At 34.3% G+C, this 17,100-nt stretch carries 13 protein-coding genes; 1 reads left to right on the top strand and 12 read right to left on the bottom strand.

All coding sequences use genetic code 11. The features are described 5' to 3' along the window. Window positions 1-243: 243 nt before the first annotated feature. Both A4F88_RS10120 and rhaT read right to left on the bottom strand, forming a co-directional pair. Window positions 244-2,385 (bottom strand): bifunctional aldolase/short-chain dehydrogenase, encoded by a 2,142-nt coding sequence (locus tag A4F88_RS10120; protein ID WP_082815750.1) that lies wholly within the window; start codon window positions 2,383-2,385, stop codon window positions 244-246. 41 nt (window positions 2,386-2,426) lie between these two features. After that, window positions 2,427-3,476 carry an L-rhamnose/proton symporter RhaT gene (gene rhaT, locus A4F88_RS10115; RefSeq protein WP_068842492.1) on the bottom strand — a complete coding sequence of 350 codons (1,050 nt, stop codon included), beginning with the start codon at window positions 3,474-3,476 and terminating at the stop codon, window positions 2,427-2,429. 386 nt (window positions 3,477-3,862) lie between these two features. Between rhaT and A4F88_RS10110 the strand changes: the two genes are divergently transcribed. Beyond that, window positions 3,863-4,903: a GntR family transcriptional regulator gene (locus tag A4F88_RS10110; protein ID WP_068842491.1), complete on the top strand. Its 1,041-nt coding sequence runs from the start codon at window positions 3,863-3,865 to the stop codon at window positions 4,901-4,903. A 98-nt stretch (window positions 4,904-5,001) separates the two neighbouring features. On the opposite strand, the gene A4F88_RS10105 is transcribed toward A4F88_RS10110, so the two are convergent. From A4F88_RS10105 to A4F88_RS10060, 10 genes are all read right to left on the bottom strand, one after another. Continuing rightward, complete coding sequence (locus A4F88_RS10105; protein ID WP_068842490.1) at window positions 5,002-5,178, bottom strand: histone H1; 177 nt, start codon at window positions 5,176-5,178, stop codon at window positions 5,002-5,004. Window positions 5,179-5,557: 379 nt separating this feature from the next. After that, window positions 5,558-6,850, bottom strand: coding sequence for a DUF4861 domain-containing protein (locus tag A4F88_RS10100; protein ID WP_068842489.1), 1,293 nt, complete (start codon window positions 6,848-6,850; stop codon window positions 5,558-5,560). Between the two features lie 385 nt (window positions 6,851-7,235). Beyond that, the gene (locus tag A4F88_RS10095; RefSeq protein WP_068842488.1) at window positions 7,236-7,979 is read right to left on the bottom strand and encodes a rhamnogalacturonan acetylesterase; all 744 of its coding nucleotides are present in this window, start codon (window positions 7,977-7,979) and stop codon (window positions 7,236-7,238) included. A 181-nt stretch (window positions 7,980-8,160) separates the two neighbouring features. Continuing rightward, entirely contained in the window at window positions 8,161-9,510 is a 1,350-nt protein-coding gene (locus A4F88_RS10090) for a glycoside hydrolase family 28 protein (RefSeq protein ID WP_068842487.1), read from the bottom strand. An 89-nt stretch (window positions 9,511-9,599) separates the two neighbouring features. Beyond that, window positions 9,600-10,586 carry a pectinesterase family protein gene (locus tag A4F88_RS10085; RefSeq protein WP_068842486.1) on the bottom strand — a complete coding sequence of 329 codons (987 nt, stop codon included), beginning with the start codon at window positions 10,584-10,586 and terminating at the stop codon, window positions 9,600-9,602. Window positions 10,587-10,593: 7 nt separating this feature from the next. After that, on the bottom strand, window positions 10,594-12,195 hold the full coding sequence (locus A4F88_RS10080) for a glycoside hydrolase family 43 protein (protein ID WP_068842485.1): 1,602 nt from the start codon (window positions 12,193-12,195) through the stop codon (window positions 10,594-10,596). A 208-nt stretch (window positions 12,196-12,403) separates the two neighbouring features. Beyond that, window positions 12,404-13,627 (bottom strand): glycoside hydrolase family 88/105 protein, encoded by a 1,224-nt coding sequence (locus A4F88_RS10075; protein ID WP_068842484.1) that lies wholly within the window; start codon window positions 13,625-13,627, stop codon window positions 12,404-12,406. 22 nt (window positions 13,628-13,649) lie between these two features. Next, the gene (locus tag A4F88_RS10070) at window positions 13,650-14,864 is read right to left on the bottom strand and encodes a glycoside hydrolase family 88/105 protein (protein ID WP_068842483.1); all 1,215 of its coding nucleotides are present in this window, start codon (window positions 14,862-14,864) and stop codon (window positions 13,650-13,652) included. A gap of 14 nt (window positions 14,865-14,878) precedes the next feature. Further along, window positions 14,879-16,084, bottom strand: coding sequence for a glycoside hydrolase family 88/105 protein (locus A4F88_RS10065; RefSeq protein WP_068842482.1), 1,206 nt, complete (start codon window positions 16,082-16,084; stop codon window positions 14,879-14,881). A gap of 38 nt (window positions 16,085-16,122) precedes the next feature. Beyond that, entirely contained in the window at window positions 16,123-17,058 is a 936-nt protein-coding gene (locus tag A4F88_RS10060) for an alpha/beta hydrolase (RefSeq protein ID WP_068842481.1), read from the bottom strand. Between the last annotated feature and the right edge of the window lie 42 nt (window positions 17,059-17,100).

Raw genomic sequence — 17,100 nt, 5'->3', positions numbered from 1 at the left:
TGTGTAAAAATTATGATTTTCTAAAAAAACCTTTAAATTCTAATCTATGTTTCTGTGTGTTCAGTACATTTTTCAGCCTAATTATTATAAATTGAACTCTGGTTTAACGTTACTATTTTATGCTATTTTACTGGTTTTCTCAGTGTCTTTATATTTAAAAAAATCTAACGCTCAAATGTTGTTGAACGTTAGATCACAAAAAACCACTTTTGTTTTAAACAAACTTATAAAAACCTAAACAACTTATCTGTAAAAGCCCATTGATACTCCGCCATCTACATTAAGGGCGTTTCCTGTTGATTTATCCAGTAAACCTCCCACAAATGCATAACAGGCGTTTGCAATATCATCCGGCAATATAATTTCATTCAATAACGTACGCTTTGCATAATAAGCCGGTAATTCTTCTACCGTAATTCCATATGCTTTTGCACGACCTTCTGCCCAGCCTCCTGACCATATATTAGAGTCTGAAATTACTGCATCAGGATTTACTGTATTTACACGAATTTTATCAGCTCCAAGTTCTGCAGCCATCAAACGCGTTAGATGCGCCTGAGCCGCTTTTGCTGATCCATAACCTGGATTGTTTGGTCCGGCTACTACTGCATTTTTTGAAACAATATTGATAATATCGCCGCCAAATCCCTGTTTGCGCATTACTTCTATTCCGGCTTTAGAAACTATAAATTGTCCTTTTACCAAAATATCGTATAATCTGTCCCATTCTTCAAGGGTATGTTCTGCAATAGACTTAGAAATACTAATTCCGGCATTGTTTACAATGATATCTGCACCTCCAAAAGCCAGACAAGCTTCGTCTAATGCTTTTTCTGTACTTTTTTCATCCGTTACATTCAGTAAGGTACTTGCAACGGCATCTTTACCAAATAACTGAACAAAATCTGCTGTTGCCTGCTCTAAACGCTCTTCATTAATGTCGTTGATGACTACGCATGCCCCTTCCTGAGCAAATTTTTTCGCAATAGCTTTACCAATTCCGCCCGCAGAACCTGTAATAACAGCTACTCTTCCTGACAATGCTTTTGGTTTTGGCATACGCTGCAGTTTTGCTTCTTCCAGCAACCAGTATTCGATATCAAAAGCTTCCTGATGTGGCAATGAAGTATATTCTGAAACTGCCTCGGCACCTTTCATAACATTAACCGCATTGATATAGTATTCTGATGCCAAACGTGCCATTGTTTTATCTTTGGCAAACGTAAACATTCCTACACCTGGATATAAAATCACCACCGGATTTGGGTCACGCATTGCCGGTGAATTTGATTTTTTACAAGCATTATAATAATCTTTGTACAAGGCTCTGTACCCTTCAAAAGCAGGAGCTAATTTTGCTTTAACGGCATTGATATCTGATAAATCTTCGTTTGGATCTAAAGTTAAAACCAACGGACTTATTTTTGTTCTTAAAAAGTGATCCGGACAAGATGTTCCCAGCGGCGCTAGTTTTGATAAATCATTCGAATTAATGAATTCCAAAACTCTTGCATCATCTGTATAATGTCCAATCATTTGGCGTTCTGATGAGCAGAAACCTCTTAAAATTGGTGCTACTTTTGCTGCTTTTAGTTTACGATCGGCTTCAGGAAGGCTTTCTATTTTTTTACCTCCAAAAACAGGGCGTTTTTTTCCGTAGTTATTTTCTAAATATTCAGCACATTTTTCGATTACTTCCAGTGTATTGATATAACTTTCGTAAGCAGTGTCTCCCCAGGTAAACAAACCATGAGAACCTAACATAATACCGCGTAGCTTTTTGCCTTTCTGAGCTGCTGCTTCCAGACAGCTTCTTAACTGAAGTCCTAAGTCAAAACCCGGACGCTGCCATCCTACCCAGCCAATTTCACCGTTAAATAATTCATCGGTAATTTTAGCTCCGTCTTTTGCAGCAGCAATTGCAATTGCTGCATCAGGATGCAAGTGATCAATATGTTTAAAGGGTAAAAAACCATGTAAAGGTGTATCTATAGAAGGCGCTTTTGAAGCCAAATCAAAAATACAATGATTGAACAATTCTACCATTTCATCTTCAAATTCAATGCCTTTGTATACGTTTTCAAGATTACGAAGCCTGTCTAAATAAAGTGCTGCACAACCCGATTTTGTCAACGTTCCAATATCACCACCTGAGCCTTTAATCCACATTACCTCAGAGCTTTCTCCGGTTAACGGATCTTTATCAGTAATTTTTACAGAGGTATTTCCACCGCCGTAATTTGTAAGTCTTAAATCGGCTCCCAGTAAGTTAGATCGATAAATGAAAAGCGCTACTTCATCTCCCGCTAATGCTGCTGCCTTAGCCTCGTCCCAAAGGTAGCTTACATGCTTAAAATTCATATTTTTTATATTTATATTTGACATTGTTGTATTGGACATATGTTTTACTGTTTATTTTCTTTTTTCTACAATGAATTTCCAATTCCGACCAGCACAATCGAAAGCATTATTAAACCAATTCCCCATGCAAAAGTTCGTATTGTTTTTTTAGAAACTCCTGACCATTCTTTCAGGTAAAACCCCCAGAAATTTGCAGTCAGAATAATGGTTGCCATGTGTAATATCCATGAACTTGCACCGTTTCCTAATTTGCTTTCTCCCATTCCGTAAAAGAAAAATTGTAAAAACCACATGGTTCCTGCCACTGCTGAAAAAAATACGTTTTTAGCAATTGGTGTTTTTGTATTGGTATAATCTGAGAATGTTTTATTTTTAAAGTTAAGGTACATACACCAGATAAAATTGGTGGTTAGACCTCCCCACATCAAAACGATATAAGTAACATTGTTTTGAAATAATGGGTTACAGCCGTAGTTTACTGCTGTTTCTGCCATAGGTTTTCCGGCTTCGATTCCGTAGTTGAAAAACGAGCTCAAAATCCCCGAAATAACGGCTATTATTAAGCCTTTTACTAAACTAAAATCTTTGTCTTTATCTTCATGACCTGTTGCAAAATCTTTTTCTTTTAAAACTCCGGCTTTTCCTGATATTGCAATACCTACAAGACAAACCGCAACTCCTGATAAAACCAGTTGTCCGCCTGTGTTTGAAAGCATATCGCTAAAAGAAACTTTTCCTGCTGTGGGATATAAATCGTAGTATATAGAAGGAACTAAAGCACCAAATGCAGAGCAAAATCCTAACATGATGGAGTTTCCTAACGACATTCCAAGATATCGAATCCCTAATCCGTAGGTTAATCCTCCAACTCCCCAAATCAATCCCATTAAAAATGTAAATGCTCTTATAGTTGGTGATGCTGTGGCAATAATATCAGTAAAATTTGGAATCGTTAAGTAAGCTGCAATTGGCGGAACTATCAGCCAGGAGAAAAATCCTCCAATGATCCAGTAGCTTTCCCAAGCCCAATTTTTTACTTTCTTAAAAGGCATATAAAAACTACCCGAAGAAAAGCCCCCAATAGAATGAAAAATGATTCCTAATAATGACTCCATTTAATGTTTTTGTTTTTGGTTAATTTGAAAGTTAGTTTGGTTTTGTAAAATAATAGAATGTAAAAAAGAAAACTGTCCTGTACTATCCTTTATACTCTTACAATTTATGTTAAAACTGAGCAATATCATAAAGAACAACCTAATTATATTGGAAATATAAATTTAAAATTTCTATTTTAGCAATCGATTTCGTAATTATTATATCCTCAATTTGCCAGCAATAAACATATCAGTAAAACATACAATAAGCCTTATTTAATTTTAAAAGGTTTGTGAGAAAATTGCCAGATGGGCTATTTTATCTGTTTTAAGATTAAACTTTTGTTCCAATTATAAGTCAAAACGACCTTACAGCAAATTGTCGCATAATTTATAAGCCACAAAAAATGATTAAACTGATTAAAATAGATGAAGATTCGAGAGTTCCTAAATACAAACAAATTGTAGACTCTATCTTGCAGAATATTGCTAATGGAAATTTAAAAATCAATCAAAAAATTCCATCCATCAATAGTTTTAGCGAGGAGTTTTATATGTCGAGAGATACGGTTGAAAAGGCTTATAATATTTTAAAAGAGCGAAAAATAATCTCTTCTATCAGAGGAAAAGGCTATTATATTACCCGAACAAAACTAGAGTCTAAGGTAAATATTTTGTTCCTGACCAATAAACTGAGTTCTTATAAAATGAAAACGTACAGTTCTTTCATTAATACTCTTGGGGCAAATGCGCATGTCGATTTACAGATTTACCATTGCGATGAAACACTATTTTTAAATATCCTGGATAAGTTTGAAGGCGCTTATGATTATTATGTAATCACAACGCATTTTAAAACCGATGAATTAAAACATCTAAGCTTTACTGATGAAGTGGTAAATGCCATCAAAAATATTCCACAAGAAAAACTGGTTGTTTTGGATAATATCAAACTAGGAACCGGTGATAATGTTATTAAAATTTATCAGGATTTTGAAAATGATATTTATAACGCCTTAAAAGAAGGTCTTTCTAAAATAACCAAATACAAGCGCTTAATCTTAGTTTATCCTGACAAAGCTGTATACCCTTATCCGCGAAGAATTTTACATGGTTTTAGAAAATTTTGTGTGGAACACGAAATTAATTTTGAAATTTTAAGTGAGGTCTACGACGATATGATTCTTAAAAAAGGAGATTTATTTATTACTATTGAAGAATCTGATCTGGTGAATTTGATGAAACAGATTCGGGATGAAGAATTTATTCTGGGGAAAGAGATAGGTGTTATCTCTTATAACGAAACACCTCTTAAAGAATTATTAGGAATAACTGTCATGTCTACAGACTTTAATATAATGGGGGAAACTGCTGCCCGAATGATTCTGAATAAAGAAAAAGGTCAGTTCAAGGTTCCTTTTAATTTTATAGACAGAAATTCTATTTAGGGTTACTAAGATCCTGAATCGATAAGGTTCTAAGTTTTATCATGATAGTAAAAACGCTCAAAAAAAAACCTCGTTGTGAAACGAGGTTTTTAGTAGTATTATTTTTTTGATTCTTCGATAGAAACTTTTCTGAATTCTTTTAAAAGTTTTTCAATTTCTAAAGTTGATTTACGTGCTCTTGCTCCTGCAGCTTTAATACCTTTTTCAGTTAATGAGTCAGCCTCAACTTTAAATGTTTCAATTTCGGCGTGGATTTTTTCTAATAGATCTTTCATGCTTATAATTATTAAATTAAGTCGCAAAAATAAAAGTTTGCTCGGTAGATACAACAAATTTGCTGTTAAATTTATTACCATTTTTCCGTATAAATCTTAACATTTACTTTCCTTTCCGGCTTTTTAAAAATCTTAAGCCAACAATAAACTAATAATCAGACACTTATTTTTAGCACCTTAAAACAGGGCTTTGTAGCGCAGATCAAATTATTTTTTCAAAACAATACGCTTTTCTCTTTAATTGAGCCTGAATATTCCTTTTTTTTCATTCTTATTGCCCCAAAATCACGTTGCATTGAGGAAAATTTAGTCCAGGAATGCTTTAGTCTAAGCAATAGTTTTATCCAACTTTGTGCTTTTTACCTGTTTTTTTAATGATTTACTTTGCAATTTCTACTTTCACTTTTACCGAAAGCTGCTTTGCCAGATTGGTTACATAATTTGTAAAATACGCCGCATCTTTAAAGTTTTTATCAGCACTTAATTCCCAGCCTGCAATTGCATAATAGCTTATTGGTTTATTATTTTCTACAGCTAATTTTGCCAGATATGAATCTGTTAACTGACCTGTTTTTGGAGCTTCGATATAACCTTTGTAGATTTTTTTGGGTACTAAAATCGCCGTTCCCAAAATCCACTGACGTTCATAAGTTAAGTAGTCGTGCTGAATAAGACAAACCCAGTCTCCTGATTCTATTACTTTTAGCGGGTTTTTATTATTTAAATTGGAAAGTGCCGCCAAAAAAGTTTCTTTACCTTTTAATCTGTTTATGGTTACTGTATTTTCATAAGCATACATTCCCGGCCAGATTGAAGTGGTTTCCTGTACCTGATATTCGTTTCCTGAAGCTTTCCAGTTTTGATAATTATAGCTCAAAACAGATTTTACAGGTCCTTCACTTACTATTTTAAATGTGGTTTTCTCTACGTTATTTACAGTATCATTGGCAAGAATACCAAGTCTTTGGATTTGGTTATCAATCAATAAGGCGTAACCTCCTAAACCAACTGAATTTCCAACAGGAAAAATATCCCTTCCCCAATCGTACATCACATGGTAATTATCTTCGACAGCACCTTTGCTGTTAATTCCAACATCTTCCGGAGTTATAGCCGGGATTTTTTTTCCAAAAACATCTTTCGAGTTTCTTCCATCCAGATAATGTCTAAAACCTACTTTATCATTTTCCCAGGTTGGTCCGTCAGTTTGGTATTTTTGATAGCCCAGTTTTTTGTGTACCTGATTTGCCATTAATACTTCTTGGGTATCAGAGTGAACTGGCAGGTTTTTAGCTTCTCGTTTACCAAATCTTACGCTTGTTTTTACCGGATATTTAGGATCTGTTTCTGACCATTTTAATTCCAGCGTTTTCTTTTCGTTTGGAGAAAAATCGGCTACTAAAAAAAGTTCATCCCATTTTCCGTCACCATCAAGATCGTTTACCTGCGCCGGAATGGTATCTTTTTTATGAATTAGAATTGGAAATTTCCCTGTAATATCACGCTGTAAAAGCTGGTTTCTATTTATTGAAATTGCCTTTTGTGACAAGGTTAAAGCTGAACTGTTTTTTAAAACAATACTCTCTGTAGTTGTTTTTTGTTGTGCACTACTACTGGCAAAAATCATAGTTATTAATGCCCCTGACAGATAAAATCTGATTGTGTTTTTCATTGCTTTTGTCTTTTTATTTATCTACAATTTAAAATCAATTAATCTAAATAAAAAACGTCATTTTCGATGAAATTTGCTACTCTGTTATTCGTTGTACCTGCTCTTTTTTAAGGATAATTAATTAAACAAAAAAAGAGAACCGAAGTTCTCTTTTTAAAAAAATCATCAAAATATTTAGAAATAGAATATTAAGAAAACAATTAACAATTTTACTTTCTAACAAATTCTTAATATTATTACATATCTACAAATATCTCATTCTTAATAAAACAGAACTACCTCTAAACGGTTTTATACTAACAGATTAAGACTTTTTTCATCATAAAATTAGGTTTCTTATGGTTCAACATTCTGATTCTTTTTATTTTTTTATCTAAACCATTTCTTATTTAATTCCCTTTTTAAGCTTTTCCAGACCAGGATCATTTAACATCTTAATTTGATTAATTACAATTTGTGCAATTTCTGTAGCTCCTTTTAAAGACAGATGTGTATCATCATTTTTGTCTTTATCATAATAAGGATTTTCTCCTGCTTTAAAGTGTAAGTGCAGTTGCTTAGATTTTTCCGGTCCGTATGATTGTTCCATCAATTCTGTATAATATTCTAAATCAATAAAAGGAACTTTATATTCCTGTGCAACCAATCGGGTTTCTAAAGGATAGTCTCCGTGCGTGGGAACTAAAACGCCTTTTTCGTTAAAATTACGTCTTGCAATAGAAGTTAGCAAAACCGGTGTTGCGCCTTTTTCACGGCTTTCTTTTACAAACCTGATTAAGTTATATCTGTAACTTGTATGCGGATTGGTATAACGTGCAGAATCTTCTATCTTTTCATCATTATGACCAAATTCGATAAAAACGTAATCGCCTTTTTTTAGTTTTTTATAAATAGAATCCCAGCGTTTTTCGGTTATAAAACTCTTGGTACTTCTGCCGTTTACTGCTTTATTTTCGACTACTATATTGCTCGTAAAAAAAGGCTGAAGTACTTGTGCCCAACCGTGTTCCGGATTGCGATCTGAATCTTTTTTGTTTGCCATTGTAGAATCGCCAATGGTGTATAATGTTGTTTTTTGAGCAAAACAGCATGTAGTCACCAAACAGATGATAAATAGATAATATTTCATTTTATTCGTTTTTTGTACTTCTTATTTTTTAAACTTACTTCGGTTTTTATTCAATATTCTTTGCCGAATTACTTTTCTATCCTGCGATTTCTATCAGATTAATGTTTCTCAAATTGTAATATAACGTTACAAAAAACCTTTGCCTCTTTGTCCTTCTGTTCCTTTGCAGCTTCTTAAAAAATTATTTCGCTGATGTTGGCACTGTTGCTTTTTCTCCGATAAAAACTTCATTTAATAAAACATTTTCGGCATTTGTACTTGAAATGGCGTTTTTTGCCCATTTTATATCGATATCATTCAAAGAGATATTGCGAACTTTTTTATCCGGAAATCCCTGAATTACAATTCCCGAAGCTGTTGCTTTGTTACAGCTAATGTTCGAAAATGAAATATTGGAAATGTCGGACTGAAATCCATTTCCTTCTCCGTGATAATTTGCTGTAATATAAAGGCAATCTTCTACTTCATCGAGTTGAATGTTTCGAACAAAAACATTTTTTATAAAACCGCCTCTGTCGGCATTGGTTTTTAAATAAATTCCTCTTTTTAAATACCCGACAGTTTTACAATTTTCGACATATACATTTTGTACTCCTGCCGACATTTCGCTCCCAATGACAACACCATGAAGTCCTTTAAAATTACAATTTCTGATTACGATGTTTTCGCTTGGCGTTGCTGCATTTGCTCTTCCTTCATGATCTCTTCCTGCTTTAATTGCCACATTATCATCTCCATTATCGAAATTTACATTTTCAATCAGGACATCTTTTGCATATTCCGGATCAATACCATCATTGTTATAGTTTAATGATTTGTAGCTTACTCCGCGTACCGTAATACTTTGGGATTTTAATAAATGTAAACACCAGAAAGGCGAATTTTCGATTCGGATGTTTTCGACTAAAATGTTTTTACAATTAAAAAACTGAATCATTTGCGGACGCAAAAAATAACCATCACCAAACTTTCTGTCTTTTAAAGCGGTATTATTGTGATTCATTTCACGGCTCAAATCTTTTCCTTTTCCTTCTTTGGCTTTAAAACTTTTCCAGGTTTTTCCTCCTTCTCCATCAATTGTTCCTTCTCCTGTTATGGCAATATTCGAACATTCGTAGGCATAAATTAACGGACTGTAATTATACAACATCGTTCCTTCCCAACTGGTTAAAACCATTGGCAAATAATCTTCTGGTTTGTCACTGAATTTTATTTTTGCTCCTTTTTCTAATTTAAGGTTTACATTGCTTACAAAATGTATTGGACCATTTACTTTATAAATTCCTTTGGGCACAATAATAGTTCCGCCATTGTTCTTTTTACATAAAGCCATTGCTTTGTCAAATGCCGCTTTGTTGTTGGTAATTGAATCTCCTTTTGCACCTAATTTCAAAACATTAATTTGAAAAGAAGGAATTACCGGAAGCTGAATTCTGTTCACAATCGAATCCACTTTTGCGCTCGGAAATTCGTTATGCTGAGCAAAAGAAGTCCATGAAATTAACAGAAGAATAAAATATTTAAAGTTCATTTTTTTTAAAGGTGCTAAGTTGCTAAGGTTCTGAGATTCTAAGGTTTCTGTTTTTATACTTGTTTTTTTACTAAATGACTTTTTATCAATTACTTTCTAACAGTCAAATCTGAATACCAATCCGGAATGGAGTCTTTTAGGATATTTTCTGTGCTATATTTTTCGGCTTCTTTTTTTGTGAGCTGATGGGACCACGAAACTCTTTTTGTGGGCTGAAAACCTTCGCCTTTACAATTGTATTCGGCATAAAAGGCATTTTTTTCAGCTTCAGGTTTTGACCAGTTTTCCCAGCCTTCGGGTTTTATTTGTTTTCCCATGTCGCAATTGATATATACTGTTTTGGCATAAATACGCCATGGTCTTCCTAAATAAACGGCTGTTGCAGATGGTTCTGCTGTTAGTTTGCAATTTTTGAAAACAAACCCAAATGGTGTATTTTGTAGTGTAGAAGCTGCTGTAATATAAGAACTCTTAATGCTGTGAATCTGGCAATTTTCAAATAATGCTATTGCGCTTCCAAAAATAAAATCGGTTGTACCTTCGATATAACAATCTTTAAAATATTGTTTTGCAGCTTTGCCAGACAAATACAATGTATCCTGATTTCCTAAAAGAATACAGTTTGAAATTTTTGCCCTGTTTGCCACTACCGATAATGCAATACCCTGACCATGATCTCCTGAAGCATTTTTAATGGTTAAATTGGATGCTGAAAAACCATCACCTTCTACTAAAAGCGTATAGGTATAAAAAGTACTGTTTCTTCCTAAATTGATTTTAGAAAAATTATCATCAAAAGTAATGATTGTCTGTTCTTTGCTTTCTCCCTGCAAAACCACATTGGTGTTCCATTCCGGAATTCGGACTTTTTCGTTGTAAATTCCGTTTTTTACATAAATGGTAACTTTTTCATACGGAAATGCGGGACAAGCATAAACTGCATCCTGAATTTTGGTAAAATCGCCTGAACCGTCTAAAGCAACGGTAAAAAGATTCGCTTTTTTCGTGTTTTGAGCATGTGCACAAAAACCAATGCTAAGCAAAACTAAAATGATATGTTTTTTTAATGGAATCATTTTTTCCTTATTTTGTTATTCTAAACCAATCTATGGCTACATTTCCCGAATCGTTTGTTACTTTTTGACTCAATGCAAAAAGTCCTAATTTTGCACCAATCCATTTTCCTTCTTTTGATGTAAAATCAGTTCCTATTGCCTGATAATTTTTATCATCTGTGCTATAAAAGAAACTGCAGATTCCTCCTTTTTTAACTTTTACTCTTAGGTAAATGGTATTATTTGCGATTAAAACCGGTTTGGTTTCATTCTCAGAAACTGTTTTATTAAAGGTGCCTGTTTTCTGACTCAGACAGAGTTTACCATTATCATTTTTAAAACACAAATAACTATAGTCTAAGCCCATAATTATAAGTCCTGTTGATTCTCCGTTTAATCTGGTATTAAAAGTCATTTTGGTTGTTGCCGTAAACTCTTCGGCGGGGAATTTTTGCAATAATAAATTGGGAGCATCAAAAATTTTCTGATCATCTTTTAATGTGGTTTGGCAAAATAAATTTAAGTAGCCTAAACTGGTTGGAAATCCCCAGTTAATCTGAGCATTTGCCTGCCATTGCCATTGCAAACCCAGCTTTGGTTCGTTGAACTCATCTGAGGTTTCCGGATTTTCTATTGGATATTTTTTCCCAATATTTGGCTTTTTAAATGTGGTTACGGGTTCTCCAATTCCGTTTTTATCAAAATCCTGCCCCATTATCGGCCAGTCTTTTTCCCATTTCATGGGTTGCAGATGTACAATTCTGCCATAAGCTCCTTTGTCCTGAAAATGAATAAACCAGTCTTCTCCGGTTTGTGTTTGTACCCAAGCTCCCTGATGTGGTCCGTTTATTTTGGTTGATCCCTGCTCTAAAACTTTTTTCTTTTCATAAGGCCCAAATACATTTTTAGACCTTAAAACGGTTTGCCAGCCTGTGGCAACTCCGCCAGCCGGAGCAAAAATGTAATAGTAATTGTTTCGTTTGTAAAATTTTGGCCCTTCGATTGTTCCTTCACTTTCGTGTCCGTCAATGACCATAACCTGATCATTATTGACAATTGTTCCTTCAGGATTCATACTGCAAACTACGAGTAAACTTTTTATTTGTGCACGACTTCCGGCAAAGGCGTGAACGAGATAGGCTTTTCCGTCATCATCCCATAACGGACTAGGATCTATCAGTCCGATTCCTTCTTTTACTAAAAGTGGTTCAGACCACGGGCCTTCGGCTTTTTTTGATTTTATCATATAAATTCCAAAATCAGGATCGGGATAATAAATATAGAATTCATTGTTATGAAAAGTAATACTTGGAGCCCAAACGCCATTGCCATGCTGCACTTTATTGTAGGTTTCGAATGGTGGTTGTTTCGCTAGTGCATAACTGATAATTTTCCAGTTTACAAGATCTTTAGAATGTAGAACAGGTAATCCCGGTATACAGTTGAAAGACGATGCTGTCATATAAAAATCATCTCCTACCCGCACCACATCCGGATCTGAATAATCGGCATGAATGATTGGATTGGTGTAAGTCCCGTCTCCATTATCAGGTACCCAAACCTGGGCATTATTCTTCTGGATTGAAAATATTGCTAATAAAAGAAGGAGTATGGTTTTTATATTTTTCATTTCTGATATTAAGTTAGCCGAAAGTTTGAAAGTCGTAAAGTCATAAAGAGGTGATATTAATCTATGCAACTCAAAAATCAATATATTGTATATTTTTTCTATTTTTTTGAATACAACAATATATTGTAATTACTACTTTATTCACTTTTTATTGAGACCTGACAGATTTTAATAAACTGTCAGGGCTCTGTTAAGAATAATATTTAACCTATCTGTTCAATTCTATAGCTGCCAGAATAAAAGGTCCGGTTGCTTTAGGATCGTTGTCTTTTTTTCTTTCTTTCACATAATATTCATACGAACCGTCGCGATATGGTGTACCGCCTAAACCTGCAACCTGACAAGCATGTGTTAATGTAATTCCTCCATCGGCATCTACTTTTGTGATTAATTTAGTGGTTAAACCATCAAAGGCTTTGTTGGCTAATTTTTTATATTTTGCCGGTAAATATCCTTTGTTGGCACCTTTTGCAAAAGCATACGCAAACATTGATGATCCTGATGCTTCAAGGTAATTTCCTTCTTTTCCTCCTTTGTCAGTTACCTGATACCACAATCCTGATTTGTCCTGATATTTTGCCAGGGCTGCACAGGCATTGTTTAAGTATTTTATAAGTTCTTTTTGTTTAGGATGTTCTTTTGGCATATAATCCAAAACATCAACCAATGCCATAACGTACCAGCCTAAAGCTCTTGACCAGAAATTTGGCGAATTTCCTGTTTCTTTATTTGCCCACGCCATTTGTTTGCTTTCATCCCAACCATGATATAATAATCCGGTTTTTGGATCTGTTGCATGAAGCTGAATCAGTTCGAATTGTTTGGCGATATCATCAAAACTTTTTCCGTTTTCAAACGTTGCTGTGTATTGTGCATAAAATGGTTCACCCATGTACAAACCATCTAACCACATTTGGTTTGGATAAATTTGTTTGTGCCAGAATCCACCACTGGCTGTTCTTGGCTGTTCTGTCAATTGCTTGCGTACTAATTGTAGTGCTTTTAGATATTTATCCTGTTTGGTTTCTGCATAAATATCAAACAATAAACGTCCCGGCACCACCAAATCGATATTGTATTTGTCGAATTCGTAGGTTTTGATGGTTCCGTCTTCCTGAACTAATGCATCGACATATCCTCTGATATAAGCTTTGTAACGCGGATCGGGATTTTTCTTGTACAATTCTTCAATAGAATGTAAAACCAAAGCGTGAACATAATCCCATTTAGCGACTTTTGAATCGTCGATCATATACGCTTCCGGGTGACGTTTCATTAAGGTCAAAGCCATTTTATCAGACCATTTTAGATCTTTAGAAATTACTATTTCTTTTTTTGCCGGTTCCTGCGAAGTCACTTTGCAACTCGTAAAAGCCATTAAACACACTAAAGCAACTGATGTAAAATAACCTTGTCTTTTATTATTTTTCATTTCAAAATATATTTAAATTCTACTATTTTTCTAATTCTAATGCTGCCAGAATAAACGGCCCTAACCCATGCGAGTTATCTGTTTTTATTTTTTCTTTGATGTAATAATCATAAGAACCATCACGATACGGATTTCCTCCTAATCCGGCACTGGCACAAACTTGTGTAATATGAATTTCTCCATCAGGATCTACCGTGACTAATTTATTGATTATTCCGTCAAATCCCTTTTCTGCCAGTTGTTTGTAACCTTTAGGTAAATATCCTTTTTTTACCCCTTTTGCAAAAGCATAAACAAACATTTCTGATCCTGATGCTTCGAGATAATTTCCTGCTTTGGTTCCTGAATCTGTAACCTGAAACCACAATCCTGACGGATCCTGATATTTTGCAACTGCTGTTGAAATTTCATTTAGATATTGAATCAGTTCTTTTCTTTTTGGATGATCTTTTGGCATATAATCCAGAACATCTACCAGAGCCATCATATACCAGCCAATAGAACGTGACCAGAAATTTGGTGAAGTTCCTGTTTCTTTGTTCGCCCAGGGCATTTGTTTACTTTCGTCCCAAGCATGAAAAAGCAATCCTGTTTTTGGATCAATAGTGTGTAAATGAATTTGCTCAAACTGTCTGGCTACATCATCCAGATCTTTTCCTTTATCAAATTCTACTGTATAACGGGCATAAAAAGGTGTTCCCATATACAATCCGTCAAGCCACATTTGATACGGGTATATTTTTTTATGCCAGAACCCGCCTGAATTTGTTCTTGGATGTGTTTCTAATTGTTTTCTCAGCGTTTGCATGGCAATCAGATAACGATTGTCTTTTGTTGTTTTATAAAGATCGAAAAGTATTTTTCCGGCATTTACATAATCAATATTGTAGTCTTCCAGTTTATAATTCATGATTTCTCCTGAACTATTAATCACGGTTTCGCCATATTCTTTTACATAATTGGCATAAACAGGATTTTTGGTCTTTTTGTAAAGTTCCTGAAAAGACATGGTTACTAAACCAAGTTTATAATCCCATTTGGGCTTTTCGTTATTATCGATTTGCCATGCTTTTGGATCACGTTTCATAATAGAAAGTGCCATTCTTTCTGACCATTTTAAATCTTTAGAAATTATATTATTTTTCTCTGAAGATCCCTGGGCAGTACTTTTTAGTACCGAAAATACAATCAGACTCATTAGCATGATTGAAGCAATATAATTTCTATTTTTTTTCATGTCCAAATGCTGGTTTATTTGTTTAATTCGATTGCGCTTAACAAAAATGCAGCTAAGGCAGGCGAGCTATTATCTTTTGTTTTGCTGTTGATATAATATTGATTTGTTCCGTCTCGAAATGGTTTTCCTCCTAAACCTACATTCGATGAAACATTAGAGATTACAATCTCTCCTTTTTCATCTGTTTTCACAAACTCTTTTATAAAGGCATCGAATGATTTCTGGGCAATCTTTTTATAATTGGAACTTAAATATCCTTTGTCTGCTCCTTTTGCCAAAGCATAGATAATCATTCCTGATGATGACGATTCCAGAAAATTACCTTCTATCTCAGGTTTGTCGGCAACCTGATACCATAAACCTGATGGACTTTTATACTGATTGGCGCTTTTGGCAATTTGATTGAAGTACCCTATCAGTGTTTTATAGTTTTTATTTGTTTTTGGATAATAATCCAGTGTTTCTACTAACGCCATCATGTACCAGCCAATTCCGCGTCCCCAGATAGTTGGCGATGTTCCTGTTTCTTTATTTGCCCATCCTATTTCCTTGCTTTCATCCCAGGCATGATATACTAATCCTGTTTTTTGATCTGTTAAATGTTTTTGAACCAACTCAAATTGTCTGGCAATATCATCGAGTGCTTTACCTTTTTCATAAGTAACCGTATATTGGGTATAAAAAGGTTCTGCCATGTATAAACCATCAATCCACATTTGATTGGGATAAATTTGTTTGTGCCAGAATCCTCCGCTTGCTGTTCTGGGCTGACTCTCGAGTTGAGTTCTTAACTGTTGTAATACTTTTAAATAGCGATTGTCTTTTGTTTTGTTGTATAAATTAAAAAGCAGTTTTCCGGGATTTGCACAATCGATATTGTACTCGCTCATTTCATACTTTTTGATGTTTCCATCAGCATCAATCATTTCATCTGCATATCCTTTTATGTAATTGAAATACTTTTCGTTGTTTGTTTTTTGATACAGTTTTTCAAAAGCCGACAATACTAATCCCATTTTATAGTCCCATTTTGGTTTCTCTGTCCCGTCGATCTGCCAGGCATTGGGATATTTATTCAGGATTGTATTGGCTGTTCTTTCTGACCATTTTAAATTATTGTCAGGTTTGATATTTTCTTTTGTTTGTCCAATAATTTTACTACTCAAAATAAATAGCAACAGAATCGTAAAATGAGCCTTTATGAAAACAGGTTTAAACATATTTTTTTAGTTAACGTTTGTCTTTATTTTTATTACAATTACTTAAATACCTTGTTTAAAAATTGTGTTGTGTACTTTACTGTTTCATCCAACCAGGGCTGAAAAAACCAAAACGAATGCGGCGAATTATCAATAGTATGTATCTCATTGTAAATCTTATGCTGATTTAAAATCGCTATCATATCATCTCTGCCAGCATGAAACCTGCTAAAACTACTATTGATAAACAATACAGGAGGTGTCTCTTTATTGGTATTATTTAATGCCGAAGCATTTTTCCAATTCTCCGGTTTCTCTTCATAAGAACCTCCAAGCCAAAATGCTGCCATTTCTCCTTCTTCGGATTCAGAATGCTTAAAGGCGAGAATTCCGTCTACATCAATTATAGCCTGTACTTTCGAATTTGATTTACTCTTGTATTGCTGATCTTCAAAAGCTAAGTTCTCATTTGTTGTACCAATTAAAGCTGCCATTTGACCTCCCGAAGAACATCCTAAAACGGCAATTTTATTTGGATCTACATGAAATTTTTTCGCATTATCTTTTATAAATCTGATCGCATTTTTGACATCATAAATTCCCTGAGGATATTTTGCCTCGAGTGACAATCTGTATTCTATCGCAAAGCACGAATATCCTTTTGAGGTTATTTCCTGTGCTAAAACCTGCATTTGGTCTTTGTTTCCTGATTTCCATCCGCCGCCATGTATTACTATTACAGCAGGATTTGATTTTTGCTTTTTATTGTAAAAAGCATCCAGATGCAATGCTCTGTTATTGTTTTTGTAATAAACTATATTTTCAATTTTGGTATTATCCGGATTATCTTTTGCTTCTGCTATTTTTATAAATGGATATTTTTTGATCAGCTTGGCATAAGTACTTTTTACCGTGTAGGATGTATCTACAATGTAACTTTGCTGCGCCGATACGGTGCAGGTAATAAATACTAATATGAATACAATTTTTCGCATTAAAATGAATCTATTTTTTTAGTTAAGAAAGGAGTCCGATAC

It is taken from the genome of Flavobacterium chilense, from assembly GCF_001602525.1.
GTDB lineage: Bacteria > Bacteroidota > Bacteroidia > Flavobacteriales > Flavobacteriaceae > Flavobacterium > Flavobacterium chilense.
The sequence above is the reverse complement of the archived record's forward strand: the minus strand, read 5'-3'. Positions and strand labels throughout refer to the sequence as shown.

Coding starts and splice junctions, on each gene's coding strand:
- A4F88_RS10120 (WP_082815750.1), bottom strand. CDS start 2,385: ATGTCAAATATAAATATAAAAAATATGAATTTTAAGCATGTAAGCTAC.
- rhaT (WP_068842492.1), bottom strand. CDS start 3,476: ATGGAGTCATTATTAGGAATCATTTTTCATTCTATTGGGGGCTTTTCT.
- A4F88_RS10110 (WP_068842491.1), top strand. CDS start 3,863: ATGATTAAACTGATTAAAATAGATGAAGATTCGAGAGTTCCTAAATAC.
- A4F88_RS10105 (WP_068842490.1), bottom strand. CDS start 5,178: ATGAAAGATCTATTAGAAAAAATCCACGCCGAAATTGAAACATTTAAA.
- A4F88_RS10100 (WP_068842489.1), bottom strand. CDS start 6,850: ATGAAAAACACAATCAGATTTTATCTGTCAGGGGCATTAATAACTATG.
- A4F88_RS10095 (WP_068842488.1), bottom strand. CDS start 7,979: ATGAAATATTATCTATTTATCATCTGTTTGGTGACTACATGCTGTTTT.
- A4F88_RS10090 (WP_068842487.1), bottom strand. CDS start 9,510: ATGAACTTTAAATATTTTATTCTTCTGTTAATTTCATGGACTTCTTTT.
- A4F88_RS10085 (WP_068842486.1), bottom strand. CDS start 10,586: ATGATTCCATTAAAAAAACATATCATTTTAGTTTTGCTTAGCATTGGT.
- A4F88_RS10080 (WP_068842485.1), bottom strand. CDS start 12,195: ATGAAAAATATAAAAACCATACTCCTTCTTTTATTAGCAATATTTTCA.
- A4F88_RS10075 (WP_068842484.1), bottom strand. CDS start 13,627: ATGAAAAATAATAAAAGACAAGGTTATTTTACATCAGTTGCTTTAGTG.
- A4F88_RS10070 (WP_068842483.1), bottom strand. CDS start 14,864: ATGAAAAAAAATAGAAATTATATTGCTTCAATCATGCTAATGAGTCTG.
- A4F88_RS10065 (WP_068842482.1), bottom strand. CDS start 16,084: ATGTTTAAACCTGTTTTCATAAAGGCTCATTTTACGATTCTGTTGCTA.
- A4F88_RS10060 (WP_068842481.1), bottom strand. CDS start 17,058: ATGCGAAAAATTGTATTCATATTAGTATTTATTACCTGCACCGTATCG.